The sequence below is a fragment of the Janthinobacterium sp. BHSEK genome (genome assembly GCF_056174685.1).
Map to the genome: position 1 here is coordinate 342,472 of NZ_JBWBYV010000003.1, position 16,340 is coordinate 358,811.

21 protein-coding genes are annotated in these 16,340 nt (G+C 62.7%); 10 read left to right on the plus strand and 11 right to left on the minus strand.

What is annotated here, in order from left to right:
• Nucleotides 1–32: 32 nt before the first annotated feature.
• Nucleotides 33–344, minus strand: coding sequence for a BON domain-containing protein (locus AC0V2Y_RS02170; protein WP_034758914.1), 312 nt, complete (start codon nucleotides 342–344; stop codon nucleotides 33–35).
• 82 nt (nucleotides 345–426) lie between these two features.
• A complete protein-coding gene (locus AC0V2Y_RS02175; RefSeq protein ID WP_071078642.1) occupies nucleotides 427–981 on the minus strand; it encodes a hypothetical protein in 555 nt (184 codons plus the stop codon).
• Nucleotides 982–1,249: 268 nt separating this feature from the next.
• On the opposite strand from AC0V2Y_RS02175, the gene AC0V2Y_RS02180 reads away from it, so the two are divergent.
• From AC0V2Y_RS02180 to AC0V2Y_RS02190, 3 genes are all read left to right on the plus strand, one after another.
• Nucleotides 1,250–1,696, plus strand: coding sequence for an outer membrane lipoprotein (locus tag AC0V2Y_RS02180; RefSeq protein WP_034758920.1), 447 nt, complete (start codon nucleotides 1,250–1,252; stop codon nucleotides 1,694–1,696).
• A 66-nt stretch (nucleotides 1,697–1,762) separates the two neighbouring features.
• Nucleotides 1,763–1,915: a DUF3309 family protein gene (locus AC0V2Y_RS02185; protein WP_010396415.1), complete on the plus strand. Its 153-nt coding sequence runs from the start codon at nucleotides 1,763–1,765 to the stop codon at nucleotides 1,913–1,915.
• 44 nt (nucleotides 1,916–1,959) lie between these two features.
• Nucleotides 1,960–2,262: a hypothetical protein gene (locus tag AC0V2Y_RS02190; protein WP_475413710.1), complete on the plus strand. Its 303-nt coding sequence runs from the start codon at nucleotides 1,960–1,962 to the stop codon at nucleotides 2,260–2,262.
• A 24-nt stretch (nucleotides 2,263–2,286) separates the two neighbouring features.
• Here the strand turns inward: AC0V2Y_RS02190 and AC0V2Y_RS02195 are convergent, their stop codons facing one another.
• The 7 genes from AC0V2Y_RS02195 to AC0V2Y_RS02225 all read right to left on the minus strand — a co-directional run bounded on the left by AC0V2Y_RS02195 (nucleotide 2,287) and on the right by AC0V2Y_RS02225 (nucleotide 6,664).
• A complete protein-coding gene (locus tag AC0V2Y_RS02195; protein ID WP_475413711.1) occupies nucleotides 2,287–3,441 on the minus strand; it encodes a patatin-like phospholipase family protein in 1,155 nt (384 codons plus the stop codon).
• A gap of 131 nt (nucleotides 3,442–3,572) precedes the next feature.
• Nucleotides 3,573–3,911 carry a hypothetical protein gene (locus AC0V2Y_RS02200; RefSeq protein ID WP_034786335.1) on the minus strand — a complete coding sequence of 113 codons (339 nt, stop codon included), beginning with the start codon at nucleotides 3,909–3,911 and terminating at the stop codon, nucleotides 3,573–3,575.
• Nucleotides 3,912–3,932: 21 nt separating this feature from the next.
• Nucleotides 3,933–4,319, minus strand: a complete 387-nt coding sequence (locus AC0V2Y_RS02205) for a phage holin family protein (RefSeq protein ID WP_034758936.1) — start codon at nucleotides 4,317–4,319, stop codon at nucleotides 3,933–3,935.
• A 17-nt stretch (nucleotides 4,320–4,336) separates the two neighbouring features.
• The gene (locus tag AC0V2Y_RS02210) at nucleotides 4,337–4,639 is read right to left on the minus strand and encodes an ElaB/YgaM/YqjD family protein (protein WP_035826246.1); all 303 of its coding nucleotides are present in this window, start codon (nucleotides 4,637–4,639) and stop codon (nucleotides 4,337–4,339) included.
• A 58-nt stretch (nucleotides 4,640–4,697) separates the two neighbouring features.
• Nucleotides 4,698–5,258, minus strand: a complete 561-nt coding sequence (locus tag AC0V2Y_RS02215) for a ferritin-like domain-containing protein (protein ID WP_475413712.1) — start codon at nucleotides 5,256–5,258, stop codon at nucleotides 4,698–4,700.
• An 82-nt stretch (nucleotides 5,259–5,340) separates the two neighbouring features.
• The gene (locus AC0V2Y_RS02220; RefSeq protein ID WP_475413713.1) at nucleotides 5,341–6,240 is read right to left on the minus strand and encodes an OmpA family protein; all 900 of its coding nucleotides are present in this window, start codon (nucleotides 6,238–6,240) and stop codon (nucleotides 5,341–5,343) included.
• A 19-nt stretch (nucleotides 6,241–6,259) separates the two neighbouring features.
• Entirely contained in the window at nucleotides 6,260–6,664 is a 405-nt protein-coding gene (locus AC0V2Y_RS02225) for a DUF4398 domain-containing protein (protein ID WP_046682424.1), read from the minus strand.
• Between the two features lie 260 nt (nucleotides 6,665–6,924).
• Between AC0V2Y_RS02225 and AC0V2Y_RS02230 the strand changes: the two genes are divergently transcribed.
• Together AC0V2Y_RS02230 and AC0V2Y_RS02235 are read left to right on the plus strand one after the other, a co-directional pair.
• Nucleotides 6,925–8,973: an AsmA family protein gene (locus AC0V2Y_RS02230; RefSeq protein ID WP_475413714.1), complete on the plus strand. Its 2,049-nt coding sequence runs from the start codon at nucleotides 6,925–6,927 to the stop codon at nucleotides 8,971–8,973.
• Between the two features lie 191 nt (nucleotides 8,974–9,164).
• Complete coding sequence (locus tag AC0V2Y_RS02235) at nucleotides 9,165–9,383, plus strand: glycine zipper 2TM domain-containing protein (RefSeq protein WP_076570450.1); 219 nt, start codon at nucleotides 9,165–9,167, stop codon at nucleotides 9,381–9,383.
• A gap of 96 nt (nucleotides 9,384–9,479) precedes the next feature.
• Here AC0V2Y_RS02235 and AC0V2Y_RS02240 read toward each other — a convergent pair whose 3' ends face one another.
• Nucleotides 9,480–10,256: a Crp/Fnr family transcriptional regulator gene (locus tag AC0V2Y_RS02240; RefSeq protein WP_475413715.1), complete on the minus strand. Its 777-nt coding sequence runs from the start codon at nucleotides 10,254–10,256 to the stop codon at nucleotides 9,480–9,482.
• Nucleotides 10,257–10,441: 185 nt separating this feature from the next.
• On the opposite strand from AC0V2Y_RS02240, the gene AC0V2Y_RS02245 reads away from it, so the two are divergent.
• The 4 genes from AC0V2Y_RS02245 (at nucleotide 10,442) to AC0V2Y_RS02260 (ending at nucleotide 12,730) form a co-directional block, all read left to right on the plus strand.
• Entirely contained in the window at nucleotides 10,442–11,104 is a 663-nt protein-coding gene (locus tag AC0V2Y_RS02245; RefSeq protein ID WP_475413716.1) for an outer membrane lipoprotein, read from the plus strand.
• 165 nt (nucleotides 11,105–11,269) lie between these two features.
• The gene (locus AC0V2Y_RS02250) at nucleotides 11,270–11,536 is read left to right on the plus strand and encodes a hypothetical protein (protein WP_475413717.1); all 267 of its coding nucleotides are present in this window, start codon (nucleotides 11,270–11,272) and stop codon (nucleotides 11,534–11,536) included.
• Between the two features lie 197 nt (nucleotides 11,537–11,733).
• On the plus strand, nucleotides 11,734–11,880 hold the full coding sequence (locus AC0V2Y_RS02255; RefSeq protein WP_121670992.1) for a lmo0937 family membrane protein: 147 nt from the start codon (nucleotides 11,734–11,736) through the stop codon (nucleotides 11,878–11,880).
• A gap of 211 nt (nucleotides 11,881–12,091) precedes the next feature.
• Nucleotides 12,092–12,730: a YiaD family glycine zipper/OmpA-like lipoprotein gene (locus tag AC0V2Y_RS02260; protein WP_430886693.1), complete on the plus strand. Its 639-nt coding sequence runs from the start codon at nucleotides 12,092–12,094 to the stop codon at nucleotides 12,728–12,730.
• Nucleotides 12,731–12,946: 216 nt separating this feature from the next.
• Here the strand turns inward: AC0V2Y_RS02260 and AC0V2Y_RS02265 are convergent, their stop codons facing one another.
• Nucleotides 12,947–15,793: a M16 family metallopeptidase gene (locus AC0V2Y_RS02265; protein WP_475413718.1), complete on the minus strand. Its 2,847-nt coding sequence runs from the start codon at nucleotides 15,791–15,793 to the stop codon at nucleotides 12,947–12,949.
• Between the two features lie 298 nt (nucleotides 15,794–16,091).
• On the opposite strand from AC0V2Y_RS02265, the gene AC0V2Y_RS02270 reads away from it, so the two are divergent.
• Nucleotides 16,092–16,340 (plus strand): hypothetical protein (locus AC0V2Y_RS02270; RefSeq protein WP_475413719.1); only part of this gene is annotated, 249 nt, incomplete at its 3' end.

Sequence of the window (16,340 nt, forward strand, 5' to 3'; positions counted from 1 at the left end):
CGTAGGGCTGGCCGCTGCGGCAGGTCAGGCCATTACTTGACGCGGATGTCGTTTTTCACCGACTTCACGCCCTTGACGCCACGAGCGACTTCGCCCGCTTTGGCGGCATCGGCTGGCTGGGCCACGAAGCCGCTCAGCTGAACCACGCCCTTGAAGGTTTCAACGTTGATTTCCGTCGATTTCAGGGTCGGCTCGTTGAAGATGCTGGCTTTCACTTTGGTGGTGATGGCCGCGTCGTCGATGTACTCGCCCGTGCCTTCCTTGGTTGGGGTCGAAGCGCAGCCTGCAACGGCGAACAGGGAAGCGACGAAAAGGCCAGTAGCGATAGATTTAGTGAATTTCATGGTTTTTTCCTTAGGAGTGGTCAATCAATGTGCTCACAATGAGCTTCTTATACCAGCGTGGTGCCTGCGCGCCGGAGGGCGTTCAGTAGCCAAACTGGGTTTTTGCAGCCTTGATACAGTCATCCTTGGCTGCGCCGGCTAATGCATCGCATTTTTCTGTCGCGACCTTGTACTCGGCTTTTCTTTTTGCTTCACGCGCATCGCTGCGCGCTTCGATGACTTTCTTGTCCGCCTTGGCGTCGGCCAGGGCCGCCACCTTGGTGGACTTGGCCAGCTTGACGCAGACATCCTTGTCGTTGCCCGTCAGCGCATTGCAGCGGGCCAGATCGACGTCGTAATTGGCATCGGCAATCTTGATGCGCGCCTTGGTATAGGCACGCAAGGTATTCGTGTATTGCGCCTGCGCCACGGCTTCATCGTAGGCGCGCACGGCCTTCGCTTCAGCGATGCAGACATCCTTTGGGTTGCCCGTGATTTTTTCGCACTCGGCATGCGCCAGCTTGTAGTTCAGGCCAGCCTGTTCATTGGCCGCCTTGTAGGCTGCTTTCGCTTCCGGCGTGGCCGCCACTGCCTGGCCGCCCCAGGCGGCGCATGCCAGGCTGACGACGATGGCGGTGAAAAGCTTATTCTTGTTCATGTTGTATTTCTCCCTGGTGGTAGCAAGCATGTCTGCTTGGCATGACTACCGTTTTACGTGGATCGTGGCCACTCTTCTGTACGCTGCCGTACACAAGTAATTTATTTTGAAAGCGGAAGGCAGACAGGGAGAAATAACAACGTTTTGGCGGATCGTTCCAGCCAAAAGTGCCGTTTTGATACCAAATAGGTACGTGCGGCAGCGTACAGACCGGGGACGGGGGCATGACTAAGATGGCACTACACCCTCACCTCGTCAGGAGAATAAAATGAAAACCAACGCCACCTTGGCTGCACTGATGCTTGCCGCCACCGCCGTATTGAGCGGTTGCGCCACCGGTCCTTCCCAGTCACAACAGTATTACCCGGCCAACCAGCCTGAGTCCGCCATGTACGGCACCGTCGATTCCATCCAGATCGTGCAGGGTGGCGGTCAAACCAGCGGCGCCGGCGCCGTGGTCGGCGGCATCGCCGGCGCCCTGCTGGGCAATACCATCGGTTCAGGCAGCGGACGCACGGCCGCCACCGTGGCGGGCGCCGTTGCCGGCGGCGTGGTCGGTAACCAGGTGGAAGGCCGCAAACAGCAAGCCCAGGCTTACCAGATCAGCGTGCGTCTCGACAACGGCGAATACCGCACCGTGGTGCAGGACAACGCGAATGATTTGCGCCCAGGTAATCGCGTGCGCGTCGTCGACGGCCGCGTCTACCGCTATTAATTTTCGGCGGAGCTTGTCAGCAGGCATCCGCCATCCGCATGAGTCGTACGATAACAAGGAGTTGCCATGGGCACCATCATTCTGATCATCTTGATCCTGGCCCTGGTCGGCGTCCTGCCTACCTGGCCGCATAGCCGCAACTGGGGCTACGGCCCCAGCGGCATCGCCGGCCTGGTCGTAGTGATACTGATCCTGCTATTACTGACGGGCAGGTTGTAAAAAAAGGCGCTTCGGCGCCTTTTCTATTTCAAGGAGGAAATATCATGACTATCCACAACACACTCTTGGCCGCCCTGTTCGCCTGCAGCGTGGCACCACTGGCACTGGCCCAGACGGCCACGCCGCAGCCGGGCGACCCGCAACGCTGGTACCAGGAAGACAGCACGGCGCAAGCCCAGCTGCGCACCCTGCGCAAGGAAATCGCCGCCGCCCTGACCGAGGCCAAAAAAGCGTGCCGCCTGGAGCCATCCGCCACGCGCGCCACCTGCCTGAAGGAGGCGCAGGATACTTACCGGCAAGACATGGCGAATGCGGAAAAACTGCGTGCAGCGGCCCATCCGCAGTGATATGCCGTTTCCGGCAACGCCTGATCAGGCGGCGTCGCGTTCGTACGGCGGCAACTCGTGCACCACGAGCGGCGTGTCTTCCGTGACGAAGGCCAGCCAGCCGGCCGCCTTGATCGCGCGCAAGCCATCCTGGTAGCCCTGCTCCCAGCGCCACTCGATGGAGCCCTTGGAGAAATTGATATCCTTGGCCGCCATGTGCCAGTCGCGCCCCGCATACGGCAGGCGCACGATATGCATGGTGCTGTCGCAGCCCAGCGCTACGAGCTCTTCCGTCTGCTGGCGGTTGTGCTTGGTGTCGGGCAGGCCGGCGTACAGCTCGCGCAATTTGCGCTGCAAGGTGTGCGTATTGACATAATCGGCGATATGCCGCTTCGAGCGCGACGCGAAGGTGACGTCCTTTTGCCGCGTCTGCACCTCATCGAGGGTGGTCGGTTCCGGCCCTTCCGAGCTCCACAGGTCCACCATGAAGACCAGGGTGTCAACGTGGGGCGTGTCGTCGAGCACGGTTTCCAGCGGCGTATTCGAGTACAGGCCGCCATCCCAATATAAATCGCCATCGACGCGCACGCCGGCAAAGCCGGGCGGCAGGGCGCCGCTGGCGCGGATATGGTCCGCCGTCAGGGCTTGCTGCTGGCTGTCGAAACTGGTGAGGCTGCCACATTTGACGCGCAGGGCGTTGACCGTCAGGCGCATGCCGCCGGGCTGGTTCAGGTAATCGAAATCGACCAGTTCCTCGAGGGTATCGGCCAGCTCGCTGGTGTCATAGAAGCTGGCCTCTTCCGGCTTGACGGCGATTCCGACGGGAAACAGACTGAAGGCGCGCGGCTTGAAGAAGCCGGGCACGCCGCGCAGCACCGTATCGAGCGTGGCCAGCCAGATGTTCGAGCGGCGCTGCCGGTCCGAAACGAGGTTCATGTCGATGCTGTCGCGGTGCGCCACGCGCTGCCAGAACTGTTTCAGGCGCACCAGCCTGTCCTCGTGCTTGTTGCCGGCCAAAATGGCGGCATTGATGGCGCCGATCGAGGTACCCACCACCCAGTCGGGCGCCAGGCCATGTTCGTGCAGCGCGTGGTAGACGCCGGCCTGATAGGCACCCAGTGCGCCGCCGCCCTGCAGCACCAGCACGATGCGCAGGCGCGAGGGATTTAACTGATTGATCGGTGTCTTCGAATTCGTCATCAAGATGGCCCCTCTGTGCGCCGCGCAAAATGCGGCGTGAATCATTGTAAGGGATTGCGCCTGCCCGTGCCGGACGTTGGGTACGGGCAAAAAAAACGCCGTCAATGACGGCGTTCCTGTGCGGCTGGCGTTCAGCGCTTGCGGCGCAGCCAGCTGGCGGCCACGGCGGCCACGGCCACGAGGACCAGGGCCGGCTTGACCAGCTTCTTGCGTCCGATAAACGATAGCGCCGTCAGCACGTAGGGCATGGCGCCTTGCAAACGCATGCCGCCCGGCGCCAGCAGGGACTCGACGCGGTGGCCGGCAAAGCCGACCGCCGTTTCCACCACGCCCTGCAGCATCGACTCGGGGCGCAAGGCATAACCGACGTTGGCGCGCGCATGCACGATGCCTACGCGGTACATTTCGCCCTGGGCGATCAGCAGGCGCTTGCGTGCGGCTTGCGCCGCCAGTTTGTCGTTGTCCGACATGAATTCTCCTCGTAATGCCGCTTACATCAGCATGTCGCGGTCGGCCTTCAATTCCGCCATGGTGGCCGGCATGGACAGCTTTCCTTGACGCAGCATGGCACGCGCATACATGACCAGGGCGATGGCCAGCAGTACGAACACGACCGTCATGATCGCCAGAATCTTCCAACCCAGGCTATCCCAGGCCAGGAAGACGATCAGCACGCTGCCGTAAGCAATGGCGAACAAGCCCGCCACCGTCGCCAACGCGAAAATGACAATCAGCTGCAACATGTGATTGCGCACTTCCGACAGTTCGATGGTGGCCAGTTCCAGCCGCGACAACATCAGTCCGACGGCGTTTTTGGCCAGGCCGGCGACCGAGCCGATCAATCCCGGCCCCTGGTGAGACGAAGCAGACTTGTCCATATCGCTCCTGAAGTGGATTACTTGCGGCCCAGGATGAAGCCGACCAGCACGCCGACGCCAGCGGCGACGGCCACCGTGCGCCATGGGTTTTCCTTGACATAGCCGTCAGCCTGGGCAGCCATCTGCTTGGTCGCGACGATGGCCGATGCTTGCGCTTCATGCGCCTTGGCCAGGGCGGCGTCCAGGGTTTTCATGCCCTTGACGCGCACTTCATCGGCTTTTTCGCCGGTCAGGGCGGCAGCGGCACTGAACAGGGCTTGCGCATCCTTGACCAGGGTTTTGACATCGTTATTAACGGTGGTGATATTGTTTTCCAACATGGTTTAGCTCCTTAGCTGTGGATGAATGTAGTTACTATACCTACTTTACTCAAAAACACTATTCCATTAGATCGCGCATATCATCGGCGTGCTCTTCCTCGACAGCCATGATCTTGATCAACAAATGGCGTGTGGTTGGGTCTTTGTCGCCGATTTTCACGATCATCTGGCGATACGACTCGATCGCCACCCGTTCCGCGATCAGATTGGCACGCACCATGCTTTGCACGTCTTCGGAGTCATCATACTCGGCATGGCTGCGTGCAAGCAATGTTGCAGGATTAAAATCTGGCTTGCCATTCAATTGCACGATGCGCTCGGCCAGCCAGTCCGCGTGTTCCTGCTCCTGCTGCGCATGCTCGAGGAACTCGGCCTTGATGGTGCCATTGTCGCGGCCGCTGACGGTGTAGTAATGGCGTTTATAGCGCGCAATACACACCAGTTCGGTTGCCAGCGCCCCATTCAACAGGGTGATCAACTCCTGGCGGTCGCCCTGATAGCCGGCCGTCACGGCGCCGTCGTCCAGGTTGCGGGCGGCAGCGCGGATGGCGGCCGTGTCGATGCCAGCTGGAATCTCAACAGATGTTTGGGTCATGATGTTTCCTTTCAAGTCTTGCATGGGTATCCACCGGCCAGCCTTCGGCCGGTGCTGCCTACTAACAAATCAAACACTAGGCAAAACCGTAGTTTGGCCTGGTGTTTTAACGGCGGGCGGGAATGGCCGTGTTATCTTCCGACAAGACGATTTCCACCCGGCGATTCAGCTGGCGGTTCGCCGCCGTATCGTTGCCGGCGGCCGGATAGGCGGCGCCATAGCCTTTCGTGGCGATGCGGTCGCGGCTGATGCCTTGCTCCAGCAGCGCATTGCGCACGGATTCGGCGCGGCGTTGCGACAATTCCAGGTTGTGCGCGGAGCCGCCCGTGCTATCCGTAAAGCCTTCGATCAGCACGGTGCGTTGCGGGTTGTTTTTCAGCACGTCGGCCAGCTTGCGCGCCGTATTCGCGCCATCGGCCGTCAGGTTTGCCTTGTCCGTGCCAAACAGCACGTCGCCCAAGGTGATCACCATGCCGCGTTCGGTTTTCTTGGCGGCCAGGTCAGCCAGCTGCGCTTCGAGTCCGGCGGCGCGGGCTTGCGCATCGCGCGCCGATGCTTCGGCCGCTTGGGCCTGGGCCTTGGCCGCTTCCGCATCCGCTTGCGCCGCCTGGGCGCGGGCCGTGGCCTGGTCAGCCTGCTGCGTGCGCGCATCGAGGCGCAGCTGGTCGCGCTGCTTGCCGGCGTTGGCGATATCGGCTTCGGCCGCCTTCTGCTTGGCGACTTCTTGCGCCGTGGCTATCTTTTGCTTGGCCAGGTAGGCCAGCTTGTCGACTTTTTCGCTATCTTCCTGGCGCGTGGCGGCTGCGTTTGCCGCTTCCAGGGCAGCGCTCGCTTCGCGGAATTCGCGCGGCGCGTAGGTCGATACCATCGGGTTCGATTGCGCCGCCATGTAGTCGCCGCGCGTCTGGTCGAGCAGGCTGGTGGTGGTCGGTGCGGAGCTGCAGGCGGCAACGAGGGCGGCCATGGCCAGCAGGCCGGGGATGGTGGTGTAGGTAGCTTTTTTCATGATGGGATCCTGTTATTCGTTATTGTTTTGGGGCTTGCTGATTGGCACGGTCGAGTTCTTCGCGCATGACGCGGATGTTCTCGTTGATTTCATCGGCGGCGCTGGTGGCCTTGGCCGAGTTGGCCTTGCTTTGCGCCAGCTTGGCATCGGCTTGCGCCTGGTCGGCCAGCTCGCGCGCCGTCTTGTAGTCGCGGTCTTTCAGGGCCTGGTTAGCCATGCGCATTTTTTCGCGGGCCGAACGCATTTCATCGGGTGCCAGGTCGGCGGCGCCGGCGCTGGCGGCGTTATCGACGGCGGCGCGCGACACGGCGACATCGGCCGTGGCTGGCGTTTTCAGACTGGAGCAGCCCGTCATCAGGACGACGGCGGTGGCGCAGGCGGCCAAGGCGGCCAGCGGGGAAATCTTGAAATCTCGGTTTGTCATTTTTTTTCTCCTGGAGAATGTTTAAGCGGTAGGTATCAACGTCGGTGCATCTGGAATCAGGAACTGCGTTTGATGTATGACGTTATAGGCTCCAGCTTCCCGCATATCCGTTCGGTGCCGCACATAGAGTAGGAAATCGACAATACTTGCATCGGCAACGTGCGCCAGCGCACGTGCCGGACCGCAAAAGCGAGAAACGGGCCCGGCTTTGAAGCGATTCCTGTAGCATCGTGAATACTTGTCCAGAAAGAATCTCTCCCATGCCACGCTTTACCTCCCTCTCGCGCCGCCAGAAAATCGCCCTCGCCAGCGCCGCCGTGCTCGTCGCCCTGCCCGTCACGGCGTCCATCGTCCTGCTGAACATGGACTGGAACCGCGCCAAGCCCTGGCTCAATGCGCGCGCCAGCGAAGCACTGGGGAGACCGTTCGCCATCGCGGGCGACCTGACGCTGACGTGGCAGCAGCCCACGACTGGAGGCAAACAAAGCTGGCGCGACTATTTGCCTTGGCCGCACTTGCAGGCCAAGGACGTGTGCCTGGGCAACCCGAGTGCCATGGCCGGGACGGGTGACCAGGCGCAGCTGGCCAGCGTCAGCCAGCTGGCGTTCTCTCTCAATCCTTTGGCCCTGCTGGACAAAAAGATCGTCATCCCGGAATTGCGCTTCGACACGCCGCAGGTGCGTTTGCTGCGCAACAAGGACGGCAAGAACAACTGGACCTTCGACAAGCAGGAGCAGCCATCGCCGTGGCAGCTGGAACTGCAAAGCGTGGTCTTCAGCAAAGGCACGGTGGTGCTCGACGATGACGTGACGGGCACGACCATGCGCGCCGATGTCGACACCATCACCGGCGATACGCGCTATGGCATCGCGTGGACGCTGTCGGGCAAATACCATGGCGAAACCATCAAGGGCGGCGGCAAGGCGGGCGGCGTGCTGTCACTGCAGCAGCAGGGCACGCCCTTCCCCATCCAGGCCGACATGCGCGCGGGCGGCAGCAGCGTGGCCATCGAAGGCACCCTGACGCGTCCGGCAAACCTGGCCGCACTCGATGTGCGCCTGAAAATTTCGGGACCCAGCATGGCCCGGCTGTACCCCTTGACGGGCGTGCTGCTGCCGGAAACGCCGCATTTCAGCACGGAAGGCCATTTGACGGGCACGCTGGCGCCGCGCGGCGGCGAGTGGGTCTACGACCAGTTCAGCGGCAAGGTGGGTTCGAGCGACATCAGTGGCAAGCTGGCCTTTTCCGCCAGCAAGCCGCGCAAGCGCCTGACGGGCGAAGTCCACTCGCGCCTGCTGCAATTTTCCGATCTGGGCCCGCTGGTGGGCGCCGATTCCAGCGCCAGCAAGAAGGAGCGTGGCGTGCCGTCGACGCAGCCGGCCGGCCGCGTGCTGCCGGTGGAAACCTTCAAGACGGAGCGCTGGACCAGCCTGGACGCCGACGTGCGCTACACGGCCGACAAGATCACGCGCGACGCCGAATTGCCGATCAGCAAGCTCGACACGCACGTGGTGCTGACGGACGGCGTGCTGTCCCTGATGCCGCTCAACTTCAACGTGGCGGGCGGCACCCTGAGCTCGCAGATCAAGCTCGACGGCAGCGGCAAGGTCATCGCCAACGGCATCGCCGCCGAACTCAAGGCCAGCGCCCGCCATCTGCATATCCAGCAACTGTTCCCCCGCCTGCCAGCCCTGCAAGCGAGCGTGGGCGAAATCAATGGCGACGCTTCACTGTCGGCCACGGGCAATTCCGTCGCCAGCCTGCTGGGCAGCTCGAACGGCGAAGTGCGCGCGCTGATCAACCGGGGCAGCATCAGCAAGCTGCTGCTGGAAGAAATGGGCTTGAATATCGGCAGTGTCGTGCTGGCCAAGCTGGCCGGTGACAAGCAGGTCAAGCTCAATTGCATGGCCGCCGACTTCGCCGTCACCAAGGGATTGATGCAGACGCGCCAGTTCATCGTCGACACGGATGACGCCGTCCTGCATATCGATGGCACGGTGAACCTGGCCGATGAACGGCTGGACCTGACCTTGCGGCCCGACAGCAAGGGCTTGCGCGTCTTTTCGCTGCGCTCGCCCCTGTATGTGCATGGCACCTTCAGCAAGCCCGACGTAAGCGTCGACAAGGGCGTGCTGGCCCTGCGCGCCGGCGGCGCCCTGGCGCTGGCCGTGGTGGCGCCCGTGGCGGCACTGCTGCCGCTGGTCAATACCGGCCCCGTCGAAGACAGCGAATGCGCGGCGCTGCTGGCCCAGGCGCGCGTGAAACCGGTGGCGCCGAAGCCGGGCAAGACGGCGCGCAAACACCGCTGAACAAGAGGGGAAGAGAGGGCAGCCGTGCACGATTACAATTGTTACACCCCTATGTGCGTTGCCGAACAGACCCTGCCTTGTCACAATCCTATTCTGTGATCGTGCCTGAAACACCCAAGACGTGGCGATACGAAGTCCCCCGGCCCATACCATGCCGGCGCCACGAGGTCCGAATTCATAGGAGAACTATCATGCAAATCATTAAAAAAATCGCCGCTACCACTTCCGTTGCCGCTCTGCTGCTGAGCTTGACTGCTTGCGCCAACATGTCCAACCAGGATAAGAACACGGCCATCGGCGCCGGCGTCGGTGCCGTTGCCGGTTCCGTGCTGACGGGCGGCAGCGCTGTCGGCGCAGTCGGCGGCGCCGCAGTCGGCGGCGTGATCGGCAACCAGGTCAAGCCGAAGTAATCGGCCATCCGAAAAGCGGGGTGGGCGCCCAGGCGCCTGCCCCGCTTTTTTGCGTCCGGCTTCCGTTGACGACATTGAAAAGTTATTCTGAGGAAATTAAACGAAGACGTTGGCCATGCCGATGGCGCCGCTATCCTTGACCAGCTCGTAGCAGCGGCAAGAAACGGCTTCCAGGCCGGCCGAATCGAGGATTTCGATATTGCCGCGACTGTAAGTAATCAGCTTTTGCTGTTGCAGCGCGCTGGCCGCCTTGGTCACGCCGACGCGCCGCACCCCCAGGGTGTGGGCGAGGAATTCATGGGTCAGGTGAAATTTTTCGGACTGCAGGCGGTCGCGCGTGATCAGCAGCGACCGGGCCAGCCGCGCCTCGAGCACGTGGAAACGGCTGCACACGGCAATCTGGATGGCTTGCGCCAGCAGGGTGTCCGTGTAGCGGTACAGCAAACGCTGCAGGGACTCGAGCTGAGCGAACTCGGCGCAGAAATCGGTCCGCGAGATGCGGCTGGCCGTGCCGGAACGTTGCACCACCGCCCGTACTTGCGCCAGGTCGTGGCCCAGCGCGACGGATGCGCCCAGCACGCCTTCGCGGCCGACGGAGCCCACTTCCAGGGTCATGCGGCCTTCCGCCACGGCCAGCAGCGAGATCAGGCAGTCGCCGGGGAAGTAGATGTGGCCGATAGGCTGGCCCGGCTCGTACAGCACCTCGCCCACCTCGACCGTGACGGTATCGAACAGCGCCGTCAGGTGCCGCAAGTCGTGCTCGGGCAGGCTGGCCAGCAGACGGTTGCCCGCGTCAAGCGTGCCCGCAGGCGTGCCCAGGCCGGATCGGCCTGCGTCGCGGGACAGGGTCATGCTGGCGTTCGTTAGTGGCATTGCTTTTCCTTGGTGCCGTTACAACTCGACATAATTTTTACCTAGCCTACGGTGCCATACCATCCCTGTATGTACGGTGACGCACGGAAGCGAGGCAAGCGGCACAGCACACTGGCAATACACGCGAATCGCACGGATAACACGCACTACCCATTTCATTATTTATAAAAACCAAGGAGCTCTCCATGACCACCACCACCAAATCCCTCCATCCGCTGGTGCTTGCCGCCGCCGTCGCCGTCCTGCTGTTTTGCGGCGTGGGCACGGCGGCCCTGATGGGCTGGCTGCCCTCGTCGCAGGGTGATAGCCAGCCGCTGGCGGCCAGCACTTCCGCCGAGCAGATGGCCAGCCTGCAGGCGAACCAGCCGCCAGCGAACCTGCAGCCTGCCGCCGCACAGCCGCTGGCCGCCCTGCCGCCGCAGCAACAGCAGCCACAGCAGCAGCCCGTGCGCCAGCCACAGCCCCAACCGCAACCGCAATACGCGGCCGCCCCCGCGCCGGCGCCGCAGGTGTGCGGCAATTGCGGCGTGATCGAAGCCATCCATGAAGTCAATACGCGCGCCGAAGGCAGCGGCGTGGGCGCGGCCGGCGGCGCCGTCGTCGGCGGTTTGCTGGGCAACCAGGTCGGCGGCGGCCACGGCAAGCAGCTGGCCACCGTGCTGGGCGCCGTTGGCGGCGCCGTGGCCGGCAACCAGATCGAAGGCAGCGTGCGCGCCACGCGCAGCTACAACATCGTCGTGCGCCTCGATAACGGCAAGACGCGCACCGTGCACCAGAGCGCCGCGCCGAACTGGCGCCAGGGCGACCGCGTGCGCGTCGTCAACGGCGGCTTGCGCGCCATCGGCTAAGCTCTCGGCGGCCAGCGCGCCGCCCGCCAGCGCAGCAAATCAAACACACGCCCGGCCTGTCCGGGCGTTTTCTTTTTGGCAATGTTCGCTGGCGTACAGATGAGCTTGCCGTCCCGCGAGATGATGCATTCAAGAAAGTTCAACGGATATCTTCAAGGAGATGCGATGGAAAACGACAAGACAGGCAGCCACCGGATCTGGCTCGGCTTTATCGGCGGCGGCATATTGGCTACCGCGCTGGGCTTCTGCGCGCTGGACCTGGCGCCCGCGGCCAGCAGCGCCCCCGTGTTTGGCGTCATGCTGCTGCTGACGGGCGGCATGGTCAGCTGCCTGGCCGGCGCCGTCGGCATGGCCGGCATGCTGGCCTGGATACCGGGCATGGATGGCGAGCAGGAACGCCGGCCGATGCGCGAACAGAATCTGGCCAAATAAGCTGGCCCAATAAAGCAAATAAGTTGGGTAAATAAGGCTTGTGTACGGCACCGTACAGAAAGTTTCAGAAACAAAGTAGACAATAAGTCATGGCATCAGCGCTCAGCGACCAAGTCGCCGCGCAATGACAAAAACCGATGACAGCACAAGGCCAAGGCAGTCGCCGTCATCCACACATTACTCTCGGAGGACACATCATGCTGTATACAATCGCCGTCGTACTCATTATTCTTTGGCTGCTGGGCCTGGTAACTTCTTATACCATTGGCGGCTTCATCCACATCCTGCTGGTCGTCGCGGTCATCATGATCCTGCTGCGCCTGATCAGCGGGCGCGGTTTATAGAGGCTGGCGCACTAGCCAGACAGGGCGGCGCGCGTGCAAACGGGCGCCGCCTTTTTGCCGCTTTTTGCGTCCGTATGCGCGCACTGGCACGCCGCGGCATTTTGCAGTAACGTGTGCAGGTAATTCCTGGGTATGTCCCAATAACAAAACAAGGAGAAAATCCATGAAACAAGCATTCAAAAAAGGTCCTGGCGCCACATCCCTGATCGGCATGCTGGTGATCGCGCTGGCCGCCACCGGCTGCGCGGACATGTCCTCGACGCAACGTGGCACGGCCACGGGCGCCGGCATCGGCGCGGGCCTCGGTGCCTTGATCGGCGGCACCACCGGTGGCGGCAGCAGCGGCCGCACGGCCGGCGGCGCCCTGATCGGTGCCGCAGCTGGCGCCGTGGTCGGCAATATCTGGTCGAACCGCATGGAAAACCAGAAGCGCGCCATGGAACAGGCGACACAGGGTACCGGTGTGCAAGTGTCGCAGACGGCCGATAACCGCCTGAAAATGGAAATCCCGAGCGACATTTCCTTCGACACCAACCGCGCCGACATCAAGGGCAACTTCCGCCCCATCCTCGACCGCTTCGCCGCCACGCTGAATGAAAACCCGAACACCACGGTCAGCATCATCGGCCACACGGACAGCACGGGCAGCGATTCCATCAACGAACCGCTGTCGGTGGAACGCGCCGCCCACACGCGCGACTACCTTGCCATGCGCGGCGTCTCGCCGACGCGCGTCGTCACGGAGGGCCGCGGCGCCCGCGAGCCGATCGCCTCGAATGCGGATGCCTCGGGACGCGCACGCAATCGCCGCGTGGAAATCTACGTAGCAGAGCTAGCCCCACGGGGGTAACACCGAACCAAACCTACTGCGCATCGGTATAGGCGGCCGGCGATGCTCACCGTACCAGAGTACGGTTGCGCTTCTCGGCCACCTCTCCCTTCCGCTCGCTACGGTTTTGTTCGGTGTCGGGACGTTGACATCAAAATCAAGATCGTAAAAAAACCCGCTGGCACGGTCACTTGCCAACGGGTTTTTTTCATTTAAAGCAGCTTATTTTGAAGTAGCTTATTTCGACGTCGTTGCCTTGGCGCCGCTCTCGCCCTCTTTCGCCACCTTGGCAAAGTCGCCCGCCGTCACGACCGACACGGCCGCTGGCTTCAGGTATTCGCGCAGGCCCTGGTTCACTTGCGCCAGGGTCAGGGCGGCCACTTTGGCTTCCAGGTCCTTGTCATAGGCCATGGTGCGGTCTTCGGCAAGGTAGCCGGCCAGTTCGCGCGCCAGGCCGCTGTCCTGCGTGCGGCCCACTTCCTGCGATTGCAGCCAGCCTTTCTTCGCCTCGGCCAGTTCCTCTTGTGTAAAGCCGTCGGCCAGCGCCTTGGCGATTTCCTCGCGCAGGGCCGCTTCCACCTTGACCGTGTTTTGCGGCGCGCTGATGGCGTAGGCCATCCAGTAGCCGGCCGCTTCGCGCGACGGCACGGACACTTGCGAGCCGACGCCGTACGACAGGCCTTCCTTCTGGCGGATGCGGTCGGCCAGGCGGCTGCGCAAGGCACCGCCGCCCAGCATGTGATTGGCGATCAGCAAGGCCGGATAACTGGCCGCGTCATCCTTGAGGGGAACCGGCTGGACGGCGAACAGCACGCTGTTGGCCTTGTCCGGCGTTTCCAGCGTGACTTTTTCGCCGCTGACGGGCTTGACGGCGTCGGGGATGCGCACATACGGCTGCTGCGCCTTCCAGCTGCCGTACAGACTGGCCACTTGCGCCTTCAGCGCGGCCGGGTCGAAGTCGCCCACGGCGGCAAAGGTGGCGTTCGCCGCGCCATAGTAAGCGCCATGGAAGGCTTTCACATCGGCAACCTTGATGGCTTTCCATTGCGCCAGCTCGGCCGGCAAGGTGGCCACATGGCGCACATGGCCTTCCGGCGTGGCGTCGAGCAGGCGTCGGAAGGCGTTCACGGCCAGCGGCTGCGGTTCAGGCAATTCCTGCTCCGCGCGGCCCACGCGCTCGCGCTGCAATTCCAGGAATTCCGTTTCGCTCAGGGCCGGTTTTTGCAGCACTTGCGCCAGCAGGTCCATGGCGGCCGGCAAGTTCTCGCGCTTGCCCGTCAGCATGGCGGTCACGCCCTCGGCGCCGCCCGTGATGGCCACCTGCATGCCCAGCTGGTCGAACTTGTCCTTCACTTCCTGACGCGACAGTTTATCCGTGCCGCGCGATAACAAATTGGCCGTGTAGCCGCCCACTTGCGCCTTGCCGCGCAAGCTTTCTTCGCTGCCGAGCTGCAATTTCAATACGACGCTGACGTTGCTGCCCTTGGTTTTCTTCGGCAGCAAGGCGCCCTTCAAGCCATTCGGCAAGGTGAAGCGCGTGGTGCGCGCTTCGATATTGTCGGGGCTGGGGTCGAACGCCTCGCCCTGCGCCACCACGGCGCGGCCCGTGTAGCCGGCCAGCTGCGGCGCCACGTCGGCGTAGGCCGGCACGACCGTGCGGTCCGGCGCATCGGTGGGGATGAAGCGGCCCAGGGTGCGGTTCGAGCTCTTCAGGTATTTCTCGGCCGCTGCCTGCACCTGCGCCGTCGTCAATTTGTCGAGCTGGTCGCGCTGCAGGAAGAACAGGCGCCAGTCGCCGGCCGCCAGGGACTCCGTCAGGGCGATCGTCATGCGCGCCGTGTTCGAAGTGATCAGCTCGACCTGCTTGTTCAGCTGCTGTTTCACGCGCGCCACTTCCGCATCCGTGATCGGCTGCGATTTCAAGTCTTCCAGCACTTTCAGCATGGCCGCCTGCGCCGCATCGAGGTTGCCATCGACGGGCACCAGCGCGCCGAACAGGTTGTAGCCCGGCTCCAGGTTGCTCACCGAGTTGTATTCGATCTTGCTGGCCAGCTTGGTTTCCACCAGCGCCTTGTGCAAGCGGCCGGCCGGCGCGTCCGTCAGCACGTGACCGAGCACCTCGATGGCGACGGCGTCCGGGTTGCCGGACGGCGCCACGTGGTAGCCGGCGCCGACGAACTGCGTGCCGCCGCTGCGGCGCACCGTCACGGCGCGCTCGCCATCCTGCACCGGTTCGGCCGTGTAGGTCGGTTCGATCACGCGCGTGGGTTTCGGTATCTTGCCGAACAGCTCATTGATCTGTGCCAGGACCTTGGCTTCATCGAAGCGGCCCGCTACCATCAGCACGGCGTTATCGGGCTGATAATATTTATGATAGAAGGCGCGCAAACGGGGGATGTTCACCTGTTCGATGTCGGAACGGGCGCCGATGGTCGACTTGCCGTAGTTATGCCAGTCGTAGGCGATGGCCTGGATGCGCTCGCTGGTCACGCCGATCGGGTCGCTCTCGCCCATCTCGAACTCGTTGCGCACGACGGTCATTTCGCCCTTTTGCGTCTTCGGGTTCCACAGGTCGTTCTGGTCGATGGCCGCGTTGACCATGCGGTCCGCTTCCATGGCCAGCATCTGGCGCAGGTTGTCGTCGTTGGCGGGGAAGGTGGCGTAGTAATTGGTGCGGTCGTACCAGGTGGTGCCGTTGAACTGCGCGCCCGTCGAGTTCAGTATCTCGACGGGGGTCTTGGTTCCCTTCTTGACGCCGAAGTTGGCGCTGGGCTTGAACAGCAAGTGCTCGAGCAAGTGGGCCATGCCCGTTTCGCCATAGTTTTCATGGCGCGAGCCGACCAGGTAGACGATGTTGGTGGTAAGCGTAGGCTTGCTGGCATCAGGGAACAACAGCACGCGCAAGCCGTTGGCCAGGCGGTATTCGGTGATGCCTTCGACGGAGGTGACCTTGACGGCGGCGGCGCGGCTGGCGGCAAGCTTGCCGGTTTTCTGGGCCGGCGCGGCATCGACCGGGGTGGCGGCCAGGATGAACGACGGCGAGAGGATGCCGGCGGCAAGCAGGAGGGCGGTAATTGGTTTCAAGTCGGAGTCCTGGTGGCACTACGTTATAAAGATGCGCAAGCGCAATGAAAGATACGCAAGCACAATGCGATACGAACGCAAGAATGATCACGGTGCCCGCGCTGCGTCTTCGCCGCCACGTGAAATTATTGCTCTCGCAATTTACGTCATGCTTGTCAGTTGCGCAAGTCCTGTCATCGGGCTGTTATGTGCCCGTGCTATACTCCACGGTTCCAGAACTATCTGCCTGTATATGAGACGAGCTCTCGTCCTGCTCTGCCTTTTTGTTTTCATCGCCCTACCCCAGGCGTTCGCCAGCATGGCTTACGCCAGCCCTTCCCCATTCCAGCATGCAGTCGCGGCCGGCACTACCGCCGCGCCTGCCTTCGTCGCCGATTGCCTTGCCCCCGACGCCCATGTGGGCTTGCCCGGCGACAACTGCGACGCCGACGAATGCGACAACGACCCCATCACGCTATACCCGACCTCGCGCCAGGGAGCGCCGTTTTGCGCCATCATTTGGCAAGCGGGACCGGGGGCACTTGCCGAAGCGGACGCGCGGCAGGCC